13 protein-coding genes are annotated in these 15960 nt (G+C 62.4%); 2 read left to right on the forward strand and 11 right to left on the reverse strand.

What is annotated here, in order from left to right; translation table 11 throughout:
- Positions 1-206 precede the first annotated feature (206 nt).
- From ACMRQN_RS09065 to nhaA, 8 genes are all read right to left on the reverse strand, one after another.
- Positions 207-959, reverse strand: coding sequence for a hypothetical protein (locus tag ACMRQN_RS09065; RefSeq protein ID WP_418734716.1), 753 nt, complete (start codon positions 957-959; stop codon positions 207-209).
- A gap of 270 nt (positions 960-1229) precedes the next feature.
- Positions 1230-2603: a DHA2 family efflux MFS transporter permease subunit gene (locus tag ACMRQN_RS09070; RefSeq protein WP_418734717.1), complete on the reverse strand. Its 1374-nt coding sequence runs from the start codon at positions 2601-2603 to the stop codon at positions 1230-1232.
- Between the two features lie 305 nt (positions 2604-2908).
- Complete coding sequence (gene pth, locus ACMRQN_RS09075; protein ID WP_418734718.1) at positions 2909-3466, reverse strand: aminoacyl-tRNA hydrolase; 558 nt, start codon at positions 3464-3466, stop codon at positions 2909-2911.
- Positions 3467-3478: 12 nt separating this feature from the next.
- Positions 3479-4450 (reverse strand): ribose-phosphate diphosphokinase, encoded by a 972-nt coding sequence (locus tag ACMRQN_RS09080; RefSeq protein WP_158048661.1) that lies wholly within the window; start codon positions 4448-4450, stop codon positions 3479-3481.
- Between the two features lie 340 nt (positions 4451-4790).
- Positions 4791-5630: a TipAS antibiotic-recognition domain-containing protein gene (locus ACMRQN_RS09085; protein WP_418734719.1), complete on the reverse strand. Its 840-nt coding sequence runs from the start codon at positions 5628-5630 to the stop codon at positions 4791-4793.
- 660 nt (positions 5631-6290) lie between these two features.
- A complete protein-coding gene (locus ACMRQN_RS09090; RefSeq protein ID WP_418734720.1) occupies positions 6291-8240 on the reverse strand; it encodes an FAD-dependent oxidoreductase in 1950 nt (649 codons plus the stop codon).
- A gap of 195 nt (positions 8241-8435) precedes the next feature.
- Positions 8436-9803, reverse strand: a complete 1368-nt coding sequence (gene glmU, locus ACMRQN_RS09095; RefSeq protein WP_418734721.1) for a bifunctional UDP-N-acetylglucosamine diphosphorylase/glucosamine-1-phosphate N-acetyltransferase GlmU — start codon at positions 9801-9803, stop codon at positions 8436-8438.
- A 487-nt stretch (positions 9804-10290) separates the two neighbouring features.
- Positions 10291-11931, reverse strand: a complete 1641-nt coding sequence (gene nhaA / locus ACMRQN_RS09100) for a Na+/H+ antiporter NhaA (RefSeq protein ID WP_418734722.1) — start codon at positions 11929-11931, stop codon at positions 10291-10293.
- 308 nt (positions 11932-12239) lie between these two features.
- Here nhaA and hpf point away from each other — a divergent pair, with 308 nt between their 5' ends.
- Complete coding sequence (hpf, locus tag ACMRQN_RS09105) at positions 12240-12818, forward strand: ribosome hibernation-promoting factor, HPF/YfiA family (protein WP_158048656.1); 579 nt, start codon at positions 12240-12242, stop codon at positions 12816-12818.
- Between the two features lie 50 nt (positions 12819-12868).
- Positions 12869-13087: an acyl carrier protein gene (locus tag ACMRQN_RS09110; protein WP_296060580.1), complete on the forward strand. Its 219-nt coding sequence runs from the start codon at positions 12869-12871 to the stop codon at positions 13085-13087.
- 191 nt (positions 13088-13278) lie between these two features.
- Here the strand turns inward: ACMRQN_RS09110 and ACMRQN_RS09115 are convergent, their stop codons facing one another.
- From ACMRQN_RS09115 to ACMRQN_RS09125, 3 genes are read right to left on the reverse strand one after another with little or no spacing between them, the layout of a single operon-like run.
- Positions 13279-13458 (reverse strand): preprotein translocase subunit SecE, encoded by a 180-nt coding sequence (locus ACMRQN_RS09115; protein ID WP_418734723.1) that lies wholly within the window; start codon positions 13456-13458, stop codon positions 13279-13281.
- Between the two features lies 1 nt (position 13459).
- Positions 13460-14485: a cytochrome d ubiquinol oxidase subunit II gene (cydB, locus tag ACMRQN_RS09120; RefSeq protein WP_418734724.1), complete on the reverse strand. Its 1026-nt coding sequence runs from the start codon at positions 14483-14485 to the stop codon at positions 13460-13462.
- Positions 14485-15924 (reverse strand): cytochrome ubiquinol oxidase subunit I, encoded by a 1440-nt coding sequence (locus ACMRQN_RS09125; RefSeq protein WP_418734725.1) that lies wholly within the window; start codon positions 15922-15924, stop codon positions 14485-14487. The genes cydB and ACMRQN_RS09125 overlap by 1 nt, the downstream gene beginning before the upstream one ends.
- Between the last annotated feature and the right edge of the window lie 36 nt (positions 15925-15960).

The raw sequence follows: 15960 nt of genomic DNA on the forward strand, positions 1-15960 counted from the left end.
GTCGGCGCGCGTGGTAAGATTCATCGTGAAGGGCCTTTCTCTTGCTTGCTTTGGCTTAGACACCCGCAAGCATACCGAAGGGCCCTTTTCCTTCGCTAGCAGATTTCTCGGCTGTTTTTCCTCAAAAACTTAACTCGCACTAGCGAGGGCGCCCGCGTAAGGCGCCCTCGAACGAAGTTCCCTTGTGTTTCAGCCGCTGCAGCGCGCTACTTCCTGAGGTAGCAGCCCACGATGCCGTCGCCCCAGTCGAGCTTGACCACCTTGTCGCCGTCATAGTAGAAGTCGTAAATGAAGTGGCCACCGTCAGCGTTCTCGTAATCGTAGGACTTGAAGTAAATGGTGATGCGGTCGACCGCCGTCACCTTCCATTTTTCGAAGTTGCTGCATTTGGGGCCGACATCGACCGTGCCGTCGGCGTTCAGCGTGAAGTAGTTGTTGTCGGGATCGTCCTTGTCGGCCCAGGAAGTGTCCGCGACCAGCTTCTCGTACTTGGCAACATCGCCGTCGCCGCGCAGGTACCACGTCTCGGTCACATAGTCGTAGCAGGTCATCGCGTCGTTGAACACGATATCGTAATCACGAACGTCGGTGCTTTCGGGACGCAGGTGCTTGTCCTCAACCTTCGAGCTGCCGGGCTCGGTGATCGTACCGTCGGCATCGACGAACACGGCCTGGGGGTAATAGAAGTTTTCGAAGAACAGGCCGCCCTTCGACTTGTCGCCGTCCACGTACCACATGTCGTTCGAGCCGCTCGGATCGCCGAAGTCGTTCGGGCCGCACGTCTCGAGCATCCGAGGATGCTCGTTCGCAGCGGGTTCCTTCTTCGCCACCGCTCCGCCGCCGTTATTTCCGCCGCAGCCTGCAAGGGAAAAAGCGAGCACCGCCGCGCAACACGCGACGAGCAGAGCCGTCAGGGCCTTCGATCCATGCCAACCGATATGTCGTCGAGTGACTTTCATGAGGTTCCTTTCCGCAGTGGCCATTCCTCCTCGTACAGCATCTGCGAAAAGAACTGCGATATAAAGCACCCGAAGGCCCAAATTTGCGAAGGTCCCTCCCCTGCAAGTCCAAAGCCGCAGGAAAGCGGGAACGAGGGGCGAGAATGCGGCCGCCGGCGGAGCAAGGCGAGAAGCGAGGAGGGCAACGCAGGACGGGCGTCGAATCCGCGATCGCCTAGCGAGGGGAATGAGGCCGCGACCGCCCGCCAAGGCCAGCGAACCTCCGCTCGCCTAGCGCACCTTCGCAATCACCACAACAAGCACGCAGACAGCGAGCACAGCCGAGATGCCGAACGCCGCCTGATAGGCGAAGGACATACCCATCGCTCCTGACTGCGCAGTCGCAGAAAGCGACGTGATCACAAGCACCATAATCGCCGTGCCGAGCGACGCGCACGCCTGGCGAACCGCCGCGAAGAACGCGCTCGCGTCCATCATGATCTCGCGTGGAAGCCCGCTCATGCCCCACGAGTTCAAAGGCCCGATCAGCGCGCTCACCCCCATGCCGCGAACCGTCTGCATGAGCGTCGTCATCCAAAGCGGCGTGTTCTCATCCATGAACGCCATGGACACGGCGCCCACCGTGAGGAGCGCCGCCGCGACAATCACCACCGGCCGCGCGCCTACCTTGTCGGAGAGAATGCCCGCAAGGGGGTTCACCACCACGGCCAGGATAGTCGCGGGGATGAACACAATCCCAGCTTCGACGGCGCTGCCCCCGCAGAGCCCCTGCACGTACAACGGTACGATCAGCGTGATTCCCATGAACGACGCGAACAGGCAATTCTGCGCGATAAAGCTAATGCGAAAGTGGGACGACTCGAAGATGCGCATGCTGATGAGCGGGTGCTCAATCCGCTTTTGGCGCGCCACGAAAAGCACGAGGCACGCAATGCCCACGACCGCAGGCACCCACACGAGCGGGCTTTGCACGCCCAGGCTTGCCGCGTTGGAGAAAGCGAGCAGAAGCCCGCCGAAGCCAAGCGCGGAATACAGGAAGGACACGCCTTCGAAGCGCGCGTCGCGCATCGGGGCGTCTTCGCGCGCGATCAGGAGGAACGCCGCAAGAATCAAAAGGACGACGATGGCGATGAACAGCCAGAAGAAGCTGCGCCATCCCCACGAGTCGACGAGCGCGCCCCCGATGAGCGGGCCAATGTTCGGGGCGAACCCCATGGCGATACCCGCGATACCCATCGCCGTACCGTTTTGCCCTTTGGGGAAGCGCGTCATCGCGATCGACTGCAGGACGGGAAGCGTGATGCCCGCACCGACGGCCTGAAGCACGCGCCCGAAAACGAGCACCCCAAACGTCGGGGCGAGCACATCAACGATGCCTCCGACCAGGAACAATCCCAATGCGAGGAAAACGACGTTGCGAAGGGAAAGGCGCTGCGACAAAAACGTCACAGCAGGAACGGTGATGCCGAGCACGAGCATGTAGATCGTCGTGAGCCACTGCCCAACGCTCGCGTTCACGCCGAAGTCAGCCTCCACGCCGCCGAGCATGGAATTCATCACCGTTTGCGTGAGCGATCCAAGCGCGCACGCCAAAACGACAATTGCAAAGAGCGCGTAAGTGCGCCCTTTTTCGGACAACGACATGATGCCCCACTTCCTGTGCTCCGGGGCGCTACGCACCTATCTTACCGCTCAAGTAGGAACGTTTCGCGTCGGAGCCCCGCCCGACGCGCAAGCAGCGCTCATTATACCCTTCAATCAGGAAGGGAGGACAAAGAACACGCCTCAGTGTCGGCAGGAGGAGAGGCGAGAAAAGGCCCGACTCCCAAGGTTGGGAATCGGGCCAATCGAGATAACGTTTGAGCGCTAGCGGAATTCTGTCCCTTGAGCACCTGATAGACGCTCAGCGATGTCTGGCAACCTTATCGGGCCAGCGCCATCGCCACACGCTAGTTGAATTTCTGCTGCGTCTTCTCCAACCCATGCTCGATGAGGAACAGTGCCGCCTCGCATCCCAAGTCGGTCGCCTGCGCGAAGTCGTCCGCCGCGTCCTTCTTGGGAAGGGACAGCACGTAGTCGGCCACCGGCATGCGTCCCGGCGGGCGCCCGATTCCGCAGCGCACGCGGAACCAATCGCGCGTGCCAAGCTTGTCGCAGATCGAGCGCAGGCCGTTGTGGCCCGCATGCCCGCCACCGAACTTCACGCGAATCGTGCCCGGGTCGATATCGAGCTCGTCGTGGATGACGACGAGGTAATCGGGCGACACGCCGTAGGCGTTCATGAGCTGCTTCACCGGACCGCCCGATGTGTTCATGTAGCTTTGCGGCTTTGCGAGCACCACGTCGATGTCGTGGTAAGCCCCTTTGCCGGTCAGCGCGCCGCACTCGTTCTTCCAGTAGCGCACGCCGATTTCCGCTGCGATCTTATCGACCGTATCGAACCCGGCGTTATGGCGCGTATGCTCGTATTCCTCCCCGGGATTCCCCAGGCCAACAATGAGAAACATATATTTCGTACCCTATTCGAACAGCGAAGCGACCGAGCCGTTGCTGTAAACGTTTTTGATAGTCTGAGCGAACAGCGGGGCAAGCGTGAGGACCTTGATCTTGCCGGTCTGGCGCTCGAGCGGCACGGGGACGGCGTCGGTCACGACGACTTCCTCGATGCAGCTGTTCTCGATGCGATCGTACGCCGGGCCGCTGAACAGGCCGTGCGTTGCGCAGGCGAACACTTTCTTCGCACCCTTCGCCTTCAGCGTAGTCGCCGCGGCGACGAGAGAGCCGGCAGTGTCGATCATGTCGTCGTTCAGGATGCAGACCTTGCCCTCGACGTTGCCGATAAGCGCCGTGATCTCGGCCTGGTTGTGCTTGGGGCGGTCCTTGTGCATGATCGCGATGTCGCAATCGAGCAGCGTGGAGAACTTCTTCGCGGCCTTCGCGCGGCCCACGTCGGGGGACACCACGCAAAGCTCCTCGGGGTCGAAGCCCATGGCCTTGTAGTAGTCCACGAAGATGGGCATCGCGGTCATGTGGTTCACCGGCTTGTCGAAGAAGCCCTGGATAGCATCCTGGTGCAGGTCGATCGCGATAATGTTGTCAGCGCCGGCGGTGGTGAGCAGGTCGGCGACGAGCTTCGCCGTAATCGGCTCGCGCGGAGCGGCCTTGCGATCCTGGCGAGCGTAGCCGTAGTGCGTGATGACGGCGCTCACGCTGTGGGCGCTCGCGCGCTTGGCAGCGTCGATCATGATGAGCAGTTCCATCAGGTTGTCGTTGACGTCGAGGCCGTTGGGGCTCGAGCACACGGACTGCACGATGAACACGTCCGCGCCGCGCACGCTTTCAAGATAGCGCGCGTAGATTTCGCCGTTCGCGAACTTCTCAAGCTTCACATTGCCCAAGGAAATGCCCAGCTCGTGAGCGATTTCGTCAGACAGCCTCGGGTTGGAAGATCCCGAAAATACAGCGATTCTCTTCATCTTCTCGAATTCCATGCGGCGCTCCTTCTTGTGCCAGTCGACTCATCTTCTTCCTGCCCAGAGGGCAAGACCCGTACCGTCCATTGTATCCAAGCCCCGCGCCGCTGCGCGAGAAGTTCGCGGTATCTTCGCAGAGGGGCGCGAAATCCCGCGAGCGTGCAGAGGGGCCGCATAGGTCGCAAACAGCGAGTGCGGCATGGCGGCGCCAAGACCGAACACGCCCACCGACGTGGGCAAGCGGGCTTCAAGCCATATTCGCGAGCCGGTCATGACAGCTATATTCAACGTGTTTCGGTCCTGTTAGCGCACCTCGACCCCGCTGCCACCGCCACATGTCCAATCAGGAGCTGCAGCCCTAATCGATCTCGCTTTCCCCGATTGCGGCCTCGATCGCCGCAATCAAAACCGCCGTCGCACCCTCGCCCGCCCGCGAGTCGTAGTAATCGACGAACCGCTCGTCTTCGAGATAGCTTTGCGCGAGCGCAACATGTGCATCCGTCGAATATGCCCCTTCGCCCCATTGCATGCGAATCCATCGGGCATGCATCTGCGCGAGCTTCGCCGCCTCGGGCCCCTTTGCATTTCCGGCAGCCACCGCCGCTTTCAGCTGCTCGATAATTGCCTGTTCAAGCGTTTCTTTCGCGTCCCACTCAGCCTCGCTCATGCCGAGCAGCCTTTCATTCGCGGCATCGACGGCAGCATCGCCGTAACGCTCGCGCGCTTCTTTCCCGTGCCTCATCTCGTTGGCATGAACAGCACTCCAGCGCTTCAAATGCGGCAGCACCGCGCCCATAAGCGACACCGCTTCGTCGCGAGACATGCCTGTGTTTTCGGCCAAGCGCGGCGCGCAATCCTCGATCATGGCGTCCATCGTGGTTTCGTAGGTATATTTTCCCTGTTCATAGCACCATTTACAGTAATGCTCATCTTTGGAGCCGTCGGCGTCGGAGCCGTAATCGGCCGGCGTCAAAATCATGCCGCAGCTCTCGCAATAGCGCTCGGGCAAATCGAGCAGATGCATAATGGGCTCGTCGAGCACGTTCGCGATGAGCTTCATCATGTCGATGCCCGGCACAATCTCGCCGCGCTCCCAGCGCGACACCGCCTGCCGCGTCACGTACAGCTTCGCCGCAAGCCCTTCCTGCGTCAGGCCCTTGCGTTTGCGCAGCTCAATCAGTTTTGCTGCAAAATCCATCGAAAGCTCCTCTCTCGATTCTGTTGGCAAAACTCTATCCCAACCAAGCGCGAATTCCTAGCAACCTTCAGTTGCGAGTCCAATCGGCATGAAGCGCCTACTCCATTTCAGCCTTTATGCACCGAGGAATTCAGAAAATTGCTCGATGTGCGTAGGTCTTCGCGGTGCGAGCTCGGATGCCGATTAGTGCCATATGCGTGACCTGGGCTTTTCTGATTCCGAAGCGCTGCTGCGAAATGCCCTACGCCAAAGCCTACGCACATCGGGCATTTTTCTTCATTGGCAGCGCATCGGAAGGTGCGGGGGCTCGGCGGCGGGGGCTCGGCGGACGGTGCGGAGCGGAAGGAGCGGGGCGGCGGGGGGCTAAGTGGAAGGGGTGGGGCGTCCCTTGGCAGCAGCGGGTGCGGAGCAGTCCCGAGCCACTGTAGGGGCGGAGCGACGTCCTGCGCATCGGAGGGGGACGGGACGGATGGTGCGGGGCGGCAGCCCTGCGCGCCGAATGATGCGCGCGGCGGCCTTGCGAGCCGCCGCGCGTTTGAGAAGGTGGCGAGATTAACCATCAGCTGGAGAAATTGACCAGCTCCGGCGTTTTAGCTCGATGTCGAGCGCCGCGTGGTAGGAGCCACCTCAGCTGGCCAGCGCCGCACTGCCAACGCCGCCTTAGATGTCGAGCGCCGCGTGGTAAGCCTCGTACACCGCAGTCGTGATGTTGGAAGGACGCACTGCATCACCGACGATGCGCACGAACGGCGCCGCATCCCGCAGGGCGTCCGCGACATCGCTGCGCGAGCGCTGGCCGATGGCGCAAATCACCGTGTCACCAGGAACAAGGTGCTCCTTCCCCTCCCCGTCCGCAACGACAAGGCCACCACGCTCCACGCGCACACCGCGGGCGTTCAGGTTGACGTCAATGCCCGCGCGCTCGACTTCCGCAAGCAAGATGGGCCTATGCCGGATATTGGCGTCGATGGCAAGCCCGTCGCGCATCTCGACGATGTGCGCACGCCTACCAAGTCGCACCTGGTTGATCGCGCATTCGCAGCCCGTCAGCCCACCGCCAAGAACGACAACCTCATCCCCCGGTTGCTCGCCTTCCAGGTACAGGTCGTCGATCGAGAGCACGCGCGCACCCTCTTCGACGGGAAGCGGCATCGGAATCGGAGCCGACCCTACGGCGACAATCACCGCATCGGCCGCAATCCTCTCCGCGAACGCCGCGTCGACCTCGGTGTTCAGGCGGATATCCACCCCAAGGCGATCGAGCAGGTGCGCGTAGGTGCGCCCCAGCCCATACATGTCGCGCTTGAAGGGCAGTGCCGCCTCGGTGCGCAGGATGCCACCGAGCTCGCCCTCGCGCTCGCACAGCACGACGTCGTGCCCGCGACGGGCCGCCGTTGCCGCGGCGGCCATGCCAGCAATGCCGCCGCCCACGACGAGCACCTTGCGCGATCGGGGCGAGCGCGCGATGTCCATCCCCTCGAATTCGCGTCCGATGAGCGGGTTCACCGCGCAGCGGCGCGTTTGCGTCACGGCACGCTCGGCCATGCACACGTAGCAGCGAAGGCATTTCACCACATCGTCGCCGCGATTCGCCATCACCTTCGCGGGGAGCTCGGGGTCGGCCAGAAGCCCGCGCGCCATGGCGACGGCGTCGGCCTGACCGCTCGCGATGATTTCCTCCATCTGCGCGGGGTCGGAAAGCCCGCCGATCGCCACGACAGGAATGCTCACGTGCTTCTTGATTTCCGCCGCAAGATGCACGTTGCAACCGTGGTCGCGGAACATCGACGGGTGCGTGATCGAGAAGCCAAATTGATAGGACCCTGCCGATACATGCATGAGGTCGACCAGATCCTCGAGCGCATGGGCGATGCGGGCGCCCTCGACCACATCGTAGCCGCCCTCGAAAAGCTCGGCTCCGCTTATGCGCAGCTCAATGGGGAATCCGGGGCCAACGGCGCTACGCACCGAAGCGAGAACCTCTCGCGCGAAGCGGATGCGGTTCTCAAGCGGCCCGCCGTATTCGTCCTCGCGCTTATTGAAGTAGGGGGAGAGGAACTGGTTGATCAGCCAGCCGTGCCCCGCATGCACCATGACCATCTGGAAGCCGGCACGCTTCGCGAGCGCAGCCGCCTCACCATATGCTGCAACGATACTCGCAATCTGCTCATGCGAAAGCGCGCGCACGGGCATGCCGTCGGGGCGCACGCCATCGGAGGGCCCCCACTGGCACAGATCGCCCTTCTTCTCCTTGTCGACCATATAGGTGCCGGCATACTGCCCCGAATGCGAAAGCTCGATGGATGCGACCGCGCCGTGACGTTTGATCGCGTCGGCAAGGTAGGTGAAGGCGCCGAGCTGACCGGGCGTCTTCAGCGACAGCCGCAACATTTGCGAGCCGTCGGTTTCGGGATGGACCACCAGCTCGCTCACGGTGACGACTGCCGCGCCGCCCTTTGCGCGCAGCTCGTAGAATCCCAGGGTGCGCGGCCCGGGCGTGCCCTCCGCCGTAATGTCGGTCGCGCCCATCGGCGCAGATAGCATGCGGTTTCGAAGCGTCAGGCGCCCCACCGTAAGTGGCGCACAAAGATGCGGATAATCTCGCTTCATCGAACTCCCCTTCTTATCGATAATTCCCCTCCGCCGCGCTTGCCGGGCTGCATCGCGCGGGTATACCGCGCGGGCTACGCCGGCCGCGCCCGCTGGTCGCTCCCACAGGCTCCCACACGGTCGCACCCCGCATGCGCGACGAGCGGGTGCGGCGCCCCTCCCCGTTCGGGCGCCACCTACCAAACACCGCGAAGTCTAGTTCGACGAACGGTGCTTTTCAACCCAGCCTTCGTGGTTTTCCTGACGACCACGGGCGATAGCGAGCGCGCCGTCGGGCACATCCTTCGTGATGACAGAGCCCGCAGCCACAAGCGTATGTGCGCCCACGTTCACGGGAGCCACCATCATGGTGTCGCTGCCGATGAAGGCACCGTCGCCGATGGTGGTCGGCCACTTCTTAGCGCCATCGTAGTTGCAGGTGATCGAGCCGGCGCCGACGTTCACGCCCTCGCCGAGCGTCGCGTCGCCGATGTAGCTCAGGTGAGGAACCTTGCTGCCGCGGCCGATTGTGGACTTCTTGATTTCCACGTGCGTGCCGGCCTTCGCGCCCTCGCACAGGTGCGCTCCGGGGCGCAGGTACGCGCGCGGACCGCACGTGGCCTCATCGTCGATGCGCGCCTCGATCGCGACCGTCTCGTCGATCGTGCAGCCCGAGCCGACGACGGTGTCGGTCAGGCGCGTGTTCGGGCCGATGACGGAATCCTCCCCGACCTGGGTTTTTCCCAAGAGGAAGGTCTGCGGGAGAAGCTCAACATCGGGCGCGATCTCCACGTCGGGGCCGATCCACACCGAGGCCGGATCCCACATGGTGACACCCGCCGCCATGTGCTCCTTGTTGATGCGCGACTGCAGGGCGCACGTCGCCGCGGCCAGCTGGACGCGTGAGTTCACGCCAAGGCACTCGGAGACGTCGCTTGCGGGAAGCGCAAGCACGTCGCGCCCAGCGGCGCGGCAAATCTCGAGCACATCGGTCAGGTAGAACTCGCCCTGCGCGTTGTCGCTTCCCACCTGCTCGAGCGCCTCGAAAAGCGCCTGCGCGTCGAAGCAGTAGAAGCCGGAATTGCATTCGGTGACGGCGGCCTCGGCGGCGTTCGCGTCCTTCTGCTCGACGATGCGCTCGACGCGCCCTTCGCCGTCGCGGATGATGCGCCCGTAGCCGAACGGGTCGTCGAGCTCCATGGTGAGCACCACGACCGCCGCGTTCGAGCGGGAGCGCATGTCGGCGAGCTCGCGAATGGTATCGGGCGTGATGAGCGGGCAGTCGCCCGACAGCACAAGCAGCGAGCCATCGAAGCCGGCAAGCGCATCCTTGCAGGTGAGCACCGCGTCGGCCGTGCCGCGTTGCGCCTTCTGCACGACGACCTCGGTGTCGGACACCAAAGGCTCCACGATCTCGCGAGCGTGCCCCACCACCGACACGATGCGGTCGGCGCCGGCCTCGCGCGCGGCGTCAACGACCCAGCGAACGAGCGGCTTGCCGAGAATCTCGTGCGCGACCTTGGGTTTTTTCGACTTCATACGAGTTCCCGCACCTGCGGCGAGCACGATGGCGGCAGTATTCATTGAAACGACCTTCCGATTGGTTGAAAAATGCCAGGAAAAGTATAGCGCAACCCGAAACTGACGCGTTCCCGCAGGCTGCAGGCTCACTGGTATACCATCAAAGATAATCGCCCATCGAGCAGAGCGGCCGCTTGCGCGCCTTCGCACGCAACCCCCTTGACCGCGAAGGCGCCCGAGATGGTAGCATATCCCTCGAAGGGCCGGGGCCGCACGTCCCCTTCTGCCGCCCTTCCCATTTCTGCTTTGCAACGCGCGAGGGCGCGGAATTCTGCTTGCAAAGAATCATCAAGACGAGAGCGCCATAGCACAGACGCATATTCGGATTCCGACCAGAGCGCACAGCCCCGCGAGCGCGCCTCGATCTATCGCCTCTTCTCCGCGCTCCTCGCGAAAGAGCCCTCTGCCGAGTTCCTGGCGCAGGCGGCGAACCTCGCGCCCACCGTCCAAGGGGAGCTGGGGGAATACTTCGCGTCGCTTCGCGGCGGCGCTAGCGCTTCTCCTTGAGGGAGACCGCCACTTCCGCAATGCCCTCGCACCCTGTAAGAGCCTGCTCCACCTCGCGAATAACCTCGGGATCGTCGATTTCGCGAAGGAGCCTCTCGGATGCGGCGTTGGCTTCCTCGCCCGCAGTCTGCCGCTGCATCTCGCTCGGGCCGAGCGACATGAAAGCCACGCCCTGCTTCTGCGCCGACTTCGCCTGCACCGCGAGCAGCAAGAAGCCCGCAACGCCCGCGACGAGCGAGGCTAAAAGGATGCCGAGCTTCGCCGCGGCGATTGTGGCCGCATCGACGTAGGCCAGGTTCGCCACAAAGATCGCCATCGTGAAGCCGACACCGCCCAAAACCGCCGCGCCGAGCATATGCATCCAGGTCACATTCTCGGGCAGGCTCGCCGCCCTCAGCTTCACCGCAAGGAAGCTCGCGGCCATAATGCCAAGCGGCTTGCCCACCACCAGGCCGAAGAACGCACCGAGCAGCGCCGGGTTCGAGAACAGGGCGCCCAAATCGCTGCCCGCAAGCCCGACGTTCGCGTTCGTAAGCGCGAACAGGGGCAGGATCGCGAAGTACACCCAGGGGTAGAGCAGATGCTCCAAACGCGTCGCCGGAGGCACGACCTGCTTCGACACACGCGCCAGCGAGGAGACCGTCTTCAGGTAATCCTCCTGCCCGATAACGGGTTCTTGCGCGTTGAAGGCGCTCTTCGCCTCGACGACGCGCTCGCCCGACCAGCGGATGAAGCTCTTCACGTTCACGCGCGAGCCGGAGGGAATCGCAAACGCGAGCAGCACGCCGGCGATGGTCGAGTGCACGCCCGACATGAACACGCAGTACCATAACACGGCCCCCACCAGCAGATACGCATACAGCGAGAACACATGGCGCTTGTTCATGAGCAAAAGCGCGCAAAAGACGACCGCCGCGCAGCCAAGCCACGGCAAAGACGGCACCTGCCCGTAGAACACCGCGATGACGATGATCGCAATGATATCGTCGGCGACGGCCAAGGTGCTCAAGAACACGCGCACCCCGTTCGGCACGCGATTGCCGAGAAGCGCCAAGATTCCCAGCGCGAACGCGATGTCGGTCGCCGTCGGGACGCCCCAGCCGCCCGCCGTGTCGAGGTTGCCCACGTTGAGCGCGGTGTAGACGGCAACGGGCACGAGCACACCGCCCACCGCAGCGACGATGGGAAGAATCGCCTGGCGGATGTTCGTCAGCTCGCCCACCGTCATCTCGTATTTGATCTCCAAGCCCACAAGCAGGAAGAACACCGCCATAAGCACGTCGTTGATCACGTGCGAGAGAGGCATCGTCGCCTGCGTCTGCCCGAACACGAAGCCGACGTCAGTGTGCCAGAAATGGGAGAAGGCGTCGGCGACGGGAGAGTTCGCCACCACAAGCGCCGCGATCGCCGCGAGGAGCATCGCACCCGCCGCCTTCGTGGACGAGCTCGTGAACTGGATGAGCTTGCGATAGCGGGCCTGATGGCGCTGAACCTCGCTGATGTAGATGCGCCCCGGATCGGGGTTTTGCGCGCTGGGGTGCTCGGGTGCTGCAGGCGCATCGAGAGCCACGCCTTCCGCAGAGCTCGTTTCTTTGTGCGCAGGTGAGGCGCAATGTTCGGTCATGGGAAATCCAATCTATGCGCGAAAAGCGCATACCACGGGGTCGGGCGTTTGCTGCATTATCCCTCAAATAACGGGTTCTTAACTTACAAAACCCCCTTTCACCTGCGAATGTAAGCGAAGCGTTGCCAAAATGGTCGCAAATACTCATCTCTCCCGACGCCGTTTTGCGCTATGCTGTTCCTATCAGCTTCGAGGTAAGGAGCCAACATGTTCCATGCAGACGGGTATCGAAATCGCAGATAAACCCGCATGGACAGAGGCATCCTCCCAGGCTGTTTTTTATTCGCCACGATTGTGAGGTGGTAACTATGAGCATTACCGTATCCGGCCGCAAAATGCCTGTAACCGACGCACTGCGCGCCTATGCCGAGGAGAAAATCGGCAACTCGATGAAGGTCATGGATATCGACCCCCTCAACGCCGAAGTCGTCCTGAGCAAAGAGAAGAACCCGGCGAACCCCTGCCCCGACACCTGCGAAGTCACACTGCGCACGAAGGGCCACATCATCCGCGTGGAAGAGCACGAAGACGATATGTACGCGGCCATCGACGTCGCTGCAGCGAAGGTGCTGCGCCAGCTGCGCAAGTACAAGACGCGCGTCATCGATCGCAAGACCCGCAACGGCGAGAAAACCGTCGATGCCTCGCCCATTCCCGTCTCCGAAGGAGAGCTCGATCTCGACGGGCTTATGAGCGAGCTGTCCGACGACGAGGTCGTGCGCGTGAAGGAAATCGAGTTCGCGCCGCTCACCGAGGAAGAAGCGCTCGTGCAGATCGACCTTCTGGGCCACGATTTCTTCGCCTACACCGATCGCGACACGAACTTGGTGAATGTTCTTTACCGTCGCGACAATGGAGGTTACGGCCTTTTGAAGCAGAAGGAGTAGCGATAGGGTACAATACCTTCGCTAGTTCACTGTGAGAAAGGATGCCTTCAATGGCTACGCTTGATACCGTTAAAGAAGTTCTCGAATCGAACCTCGACATCGACCCCGAGAACGTGACCGAAGACGCCACCTTCGAGGACCTGGGAATCGACTCCCTCGACATGGTCGAGCTCATCTGCGATCTCGAGGAGAAGTGCAGCGTCGACTTCGGCGAGCCGGAAGGCCTCACCACCGTCGGTGACCTCGTCGAGTACATCGACAACCTGTAAGGTTTCACCACCGCAACGAAAGAGCCCGCATCTGCGGGCTCTTTTCTTTTTGGGGAATGCACGGCGGGGCGAAAACGCGTACGGCAACGGGAAAACGCGAGGGCACGCACAGTGGCTTCAGCGAAACGCGAGGACACGCGCGGCGGCTTCGACAAGATGCCGGGACGCGCGCGCCCGCGTCAGCAGGAAACCTACGAGCGATCGCGGCGAGAAAACCACGCGAGCACGGCGGCGGCCGCAACGAGCAGGCAGATCGTCGCCACGCGCCCGACGCTTAAGGACTGATACCCTACAGCGAAGATGCCCACCCCGAACGCCGCCAGTACCACGCAAAGGACGGAGAGCCATTTCAGGTAGTGTTTCCTCTCCATGCTACGCCACGTCTTCCTCGCTCAAGCGGCCACGGAACGTGCGGTAGACGATGACGTGGTACACCAACACGAGCGGCACGCCGATACACGCGATGCCCGTCATCCAAGCAAGGGAGATCTCCGAGGATGCTGCCGTCGCCGCGGTGATCGAGGCGCCCACGCCGGCGGGATCAGCAACGACGAGCGTCGGGAACATCGACGTCGCCAGAAGCCCGATAAGGCAGACCGCGCCTGCGGACTGGGCGAGAAACGCGCCCAAGTCGCTCCCCTTCGCGCGGCCCAGGTATATCGACACGATGAGGGCAGCCACGAAGAGTACGGCAAACACGCAGGCCACTGGCCACATTGCGGGCTCAATAGCAGGACGGATGACCCCGAGCGTCATAACACCGCAGACCACGAACAGCACGAGCGTCACAATCTGCAGAATGCCCCCGAGCTTGCGCGCCCGCGCACGAAGGTCACTCCCCTCGGGCGTTTTAAGCGCGATCCACAAGCACCCCGCCGTCAGGCACATCGCGAAACCGAGAAGCCCGACAAGCAGCGTGTATGGGGTGATGAGCCCCAGAAGCGGGACACCCGAGTAATCACCGTTCGCCGCCATGGGAATACCCGCGAACGCATTGCCCACGGCAACCCCGAGCAGAAGCGCCGGCAGAAACGATCCCACGACGAAGCACACGTCCCACACGCGCGACCAGCTAGCGTCGTGGGCGCGAAACTCGAGCGATACGGCGCGCACGATAAGCCCGAAGAGCACGAGCATCACCGCGAGGTAGAAACCCGAGAACGTCGTGGCGTATGCTGCAGGAAACGCCGCGAACAACGCACCGCCCGCTGTGAGCAGCCAGACCTCGTTGCCATCCCACACAGGGCCGATGCTGCGGCGGATATACGCGCGCTCGGTCTCGTTCTTCGCAAGGATCGGGTAGAGCACACCCGCGCCCAAGTCGAATCCGTCGAGGACGAAATAGCCCGCGATCAGCACGAAGATCAGGAAGAACCACAGTATCTGAAGAATCGTCATTACTGCTCACCACCCTTTTCACCTGCACCGGCCACCGCAAGATTCCCATCGGCCGCCTTGGCGGCACCCTCATCGGGCCCCTGCTTCACGAAATGGGAGATGACGCGCACCCAGCCAATGAGGAGGAACAGGTAGACCGCGAGGAACAGCGCCAGCGTGATCAAAAGCTCAGGCGCCGACACGGATTGGGAAATCGCGTCGTTCGTCAGAAGAGCCACGCCGTCGGGACCGGTCGTCGAGGGATAGACAACCCACGGCTGACGCCCCACCTCCGCCGTAATCCAGCCGACCTGGATAGCCACGAACGGGAACAGCGGCGAAATGACGAACAGCTTCTGCAGCCAGCGCATCGAACGAACGCGCTCGCCGCGCATGGAGAAGACGATCGCAAGGATCGCCGTCACCATGATGAGCCCATACATGGCGACCATCAGGTGATATGTTTGGAACACGAGGTTCACGGGCTGATCGGCGACGTTCATGTCGGAGTACTTCTCCTCCTGCGCGAGCGAGTGCAGGCCCTTGTACTCGGTATCCCATGTGCCGGTGGCGAGGAAGCTCGTCCCGCCGGGAATCGCGAACGGGGTGATCACTTTCTCGTTTTCCTCGTCCACCCAACCGAATGCGTAGAGCGGCGGCACCTCGTCGTTGTACATGCCCTCCATCATGGCGAGCTTGGTGGGCTGCTCTTCGGACACCTGGACGGCGGACGCGTGCGCGGTCACGATCATGGCGCACGAGGCGACGATGCCGACAACAGCACCGATGCGCACCGTTTTCATGGCGAAGTCGGTGTGCTTGTTCTTGAGCAGGTACCACCCACCCAAGGCGAGCGACGTGAACGCACCGATGATCAGCAGCGCAACGATCACGTGGAAGTAGCGCGGGGCAATCGAGGGGTTCATGGCTGCTGCGAGGAAGTCAGTGATGATGGCCTTCTTCCCATCGGCTGCAAGCTCGGCGCCGGCGGGCGTCTGCATCCACGAGTTAGCGATAAGGATCCAGAGCGCGCTTAAAAGGGAGCCTGCCCACACAAGCCACGCCGACACGGTGTAGAACTTGGGCGAAACCTTGTTACGGCCGAACAGCAGCACGCCCAAGAACACCGACTCCAGGAAGAAGGCGAACAGCGCCTCTGCGGCAAGCGGGGCGCCGAAGATGTCGCCTACGAAGCGCGAATAATCTGCCCAGTTCGTACCGAAGGAGAATTCCATTGTGATGCCCGTCGCCACACCGATGGCGAACGTCGCGGTGAAGATCTTTACCCAGAGGCGCACCGCCGCGCCGTCCTTCTCGTCGCGCGAACGGTAGTACTTCGTCGCGAAAATCGCCGTGATCAGGCCAAGCCCGATCGAGAGCGGGACGAATATGAAGTGGTACGCAACGGTGAGCGCAAACTGGATACGTGAGAGCAAAGCAACGTCGGTCAAGATATCCATAACGCAACCCCCTCCTCTTCGCATATGCGATGGTTG

It is taken from the genome of Ellagibacter sp. (assembly GCF_048412355.1).
Classification (GTDB): domain Bacteria; phylum Actinomycetota; class Coriobacteriia; order Coriobacteriales; family Eggerthellaceae; genus Ellagibacter.

What these genes read in the sequence shown, in the direction of transcription:
- ACMRQN_RS09065 (WP_418734716.1), bottom strand. Translation starts at nt 959, where the DNA reads ATGAAAGTCACTCGACGACATATCGGTTGGCATGGATCGAAGGCCCTG.
- ACMRQN_RS09070 (WP_418734717.1), bottom strand. Translation starts at nt 2,603, where the DNA reads ATGTCGTTGTCCGAAAAAGGGCGCACTTACGCGCTCTTTGCAATTGTC.
- pth (WP_418734718.1), bottom strand. Translation starts at nt 3,466, where the DNA reads ATGTTTCTCATTGTTGGCCTGGGGAATCCCGGGGAGGAATACGAGCAT.
- ACMRQN_RS09080 (WP_158048661.1), bottom strand. Translation starts at nt 4,450, where the DNA reads ATGGAATTCGAGAAGATGAAGAGAATCGCTGTATTTTCGGGATCTTCC.
- ACMRQN_RS09085 (WP_418734719.1), bottom strand. Translation starts at nt 5,630, where the DNA reads ATGGATTTTGCAGCAAAACTGATTGAGCTGCGCAAACGCAAGGGCCTG.
- ACMRQN_RS09090 (WP_418734720.1), bottom strand. Translation starts at nt 8,240, where the DNA reads ATGAAGCGAGATTATCCGCATCTTTGTGCGCCACTTACGGTGGGGCGC.
- glmU (WP_418734721.1), bottom strand. Translation starts at nt 9,803, where the DNA reads ATGAATACTGCCGCCATCGTGCTCGCCGCAGGTGCGGGAACTCGTATG.
- nhaA (WP_418734722.1), bottom strand. Translation starts at nt 11,931, where the DNA reads ATGACCGAACATTGCGCCTCACCTGCGCACAAAGAAACGAGCTCTGCG.
- hpf (WP_158048656.1), top strand. Translation starts at nt 12,240, where the DNA reads ATGAGCATTACCGTATCCGGCCGCAAAATGCCTGTAACCGACGCACTG.
- ACMRQN_RS09110 (WP_296060580.1), top strand. Translation starts at nt 12,869, where the DNA reads ATGGCTACGCTTGATACCGTTAAAGAAGTTCTCGAATCGAACCTCGAC.
- ACMRQN_RS09115 (WP_418734723.1), bottom strand. Translation starts at nt 13,458, where the DNA reads ATGGAGAGGAAACACTACCTGAAATGGCTCTCCGTCCTTTGCGTGGTA.
- cydB (WP_418734724.1), bottom strand. Translation starts at nt 14,485, where the DNA reads ATGACGATTCTTCAGATACTGTGGTTCTTCCTGATCTTCGTGCTGATC.
- ACMRQN_RS09125 (WP_418734725.1), bottom strand. Translation starts at nt 15,924, where the DNA reads ATGGATATCTTGACCGACGTTGCTTTGCTCTCACGTATCCAGTTTGCG.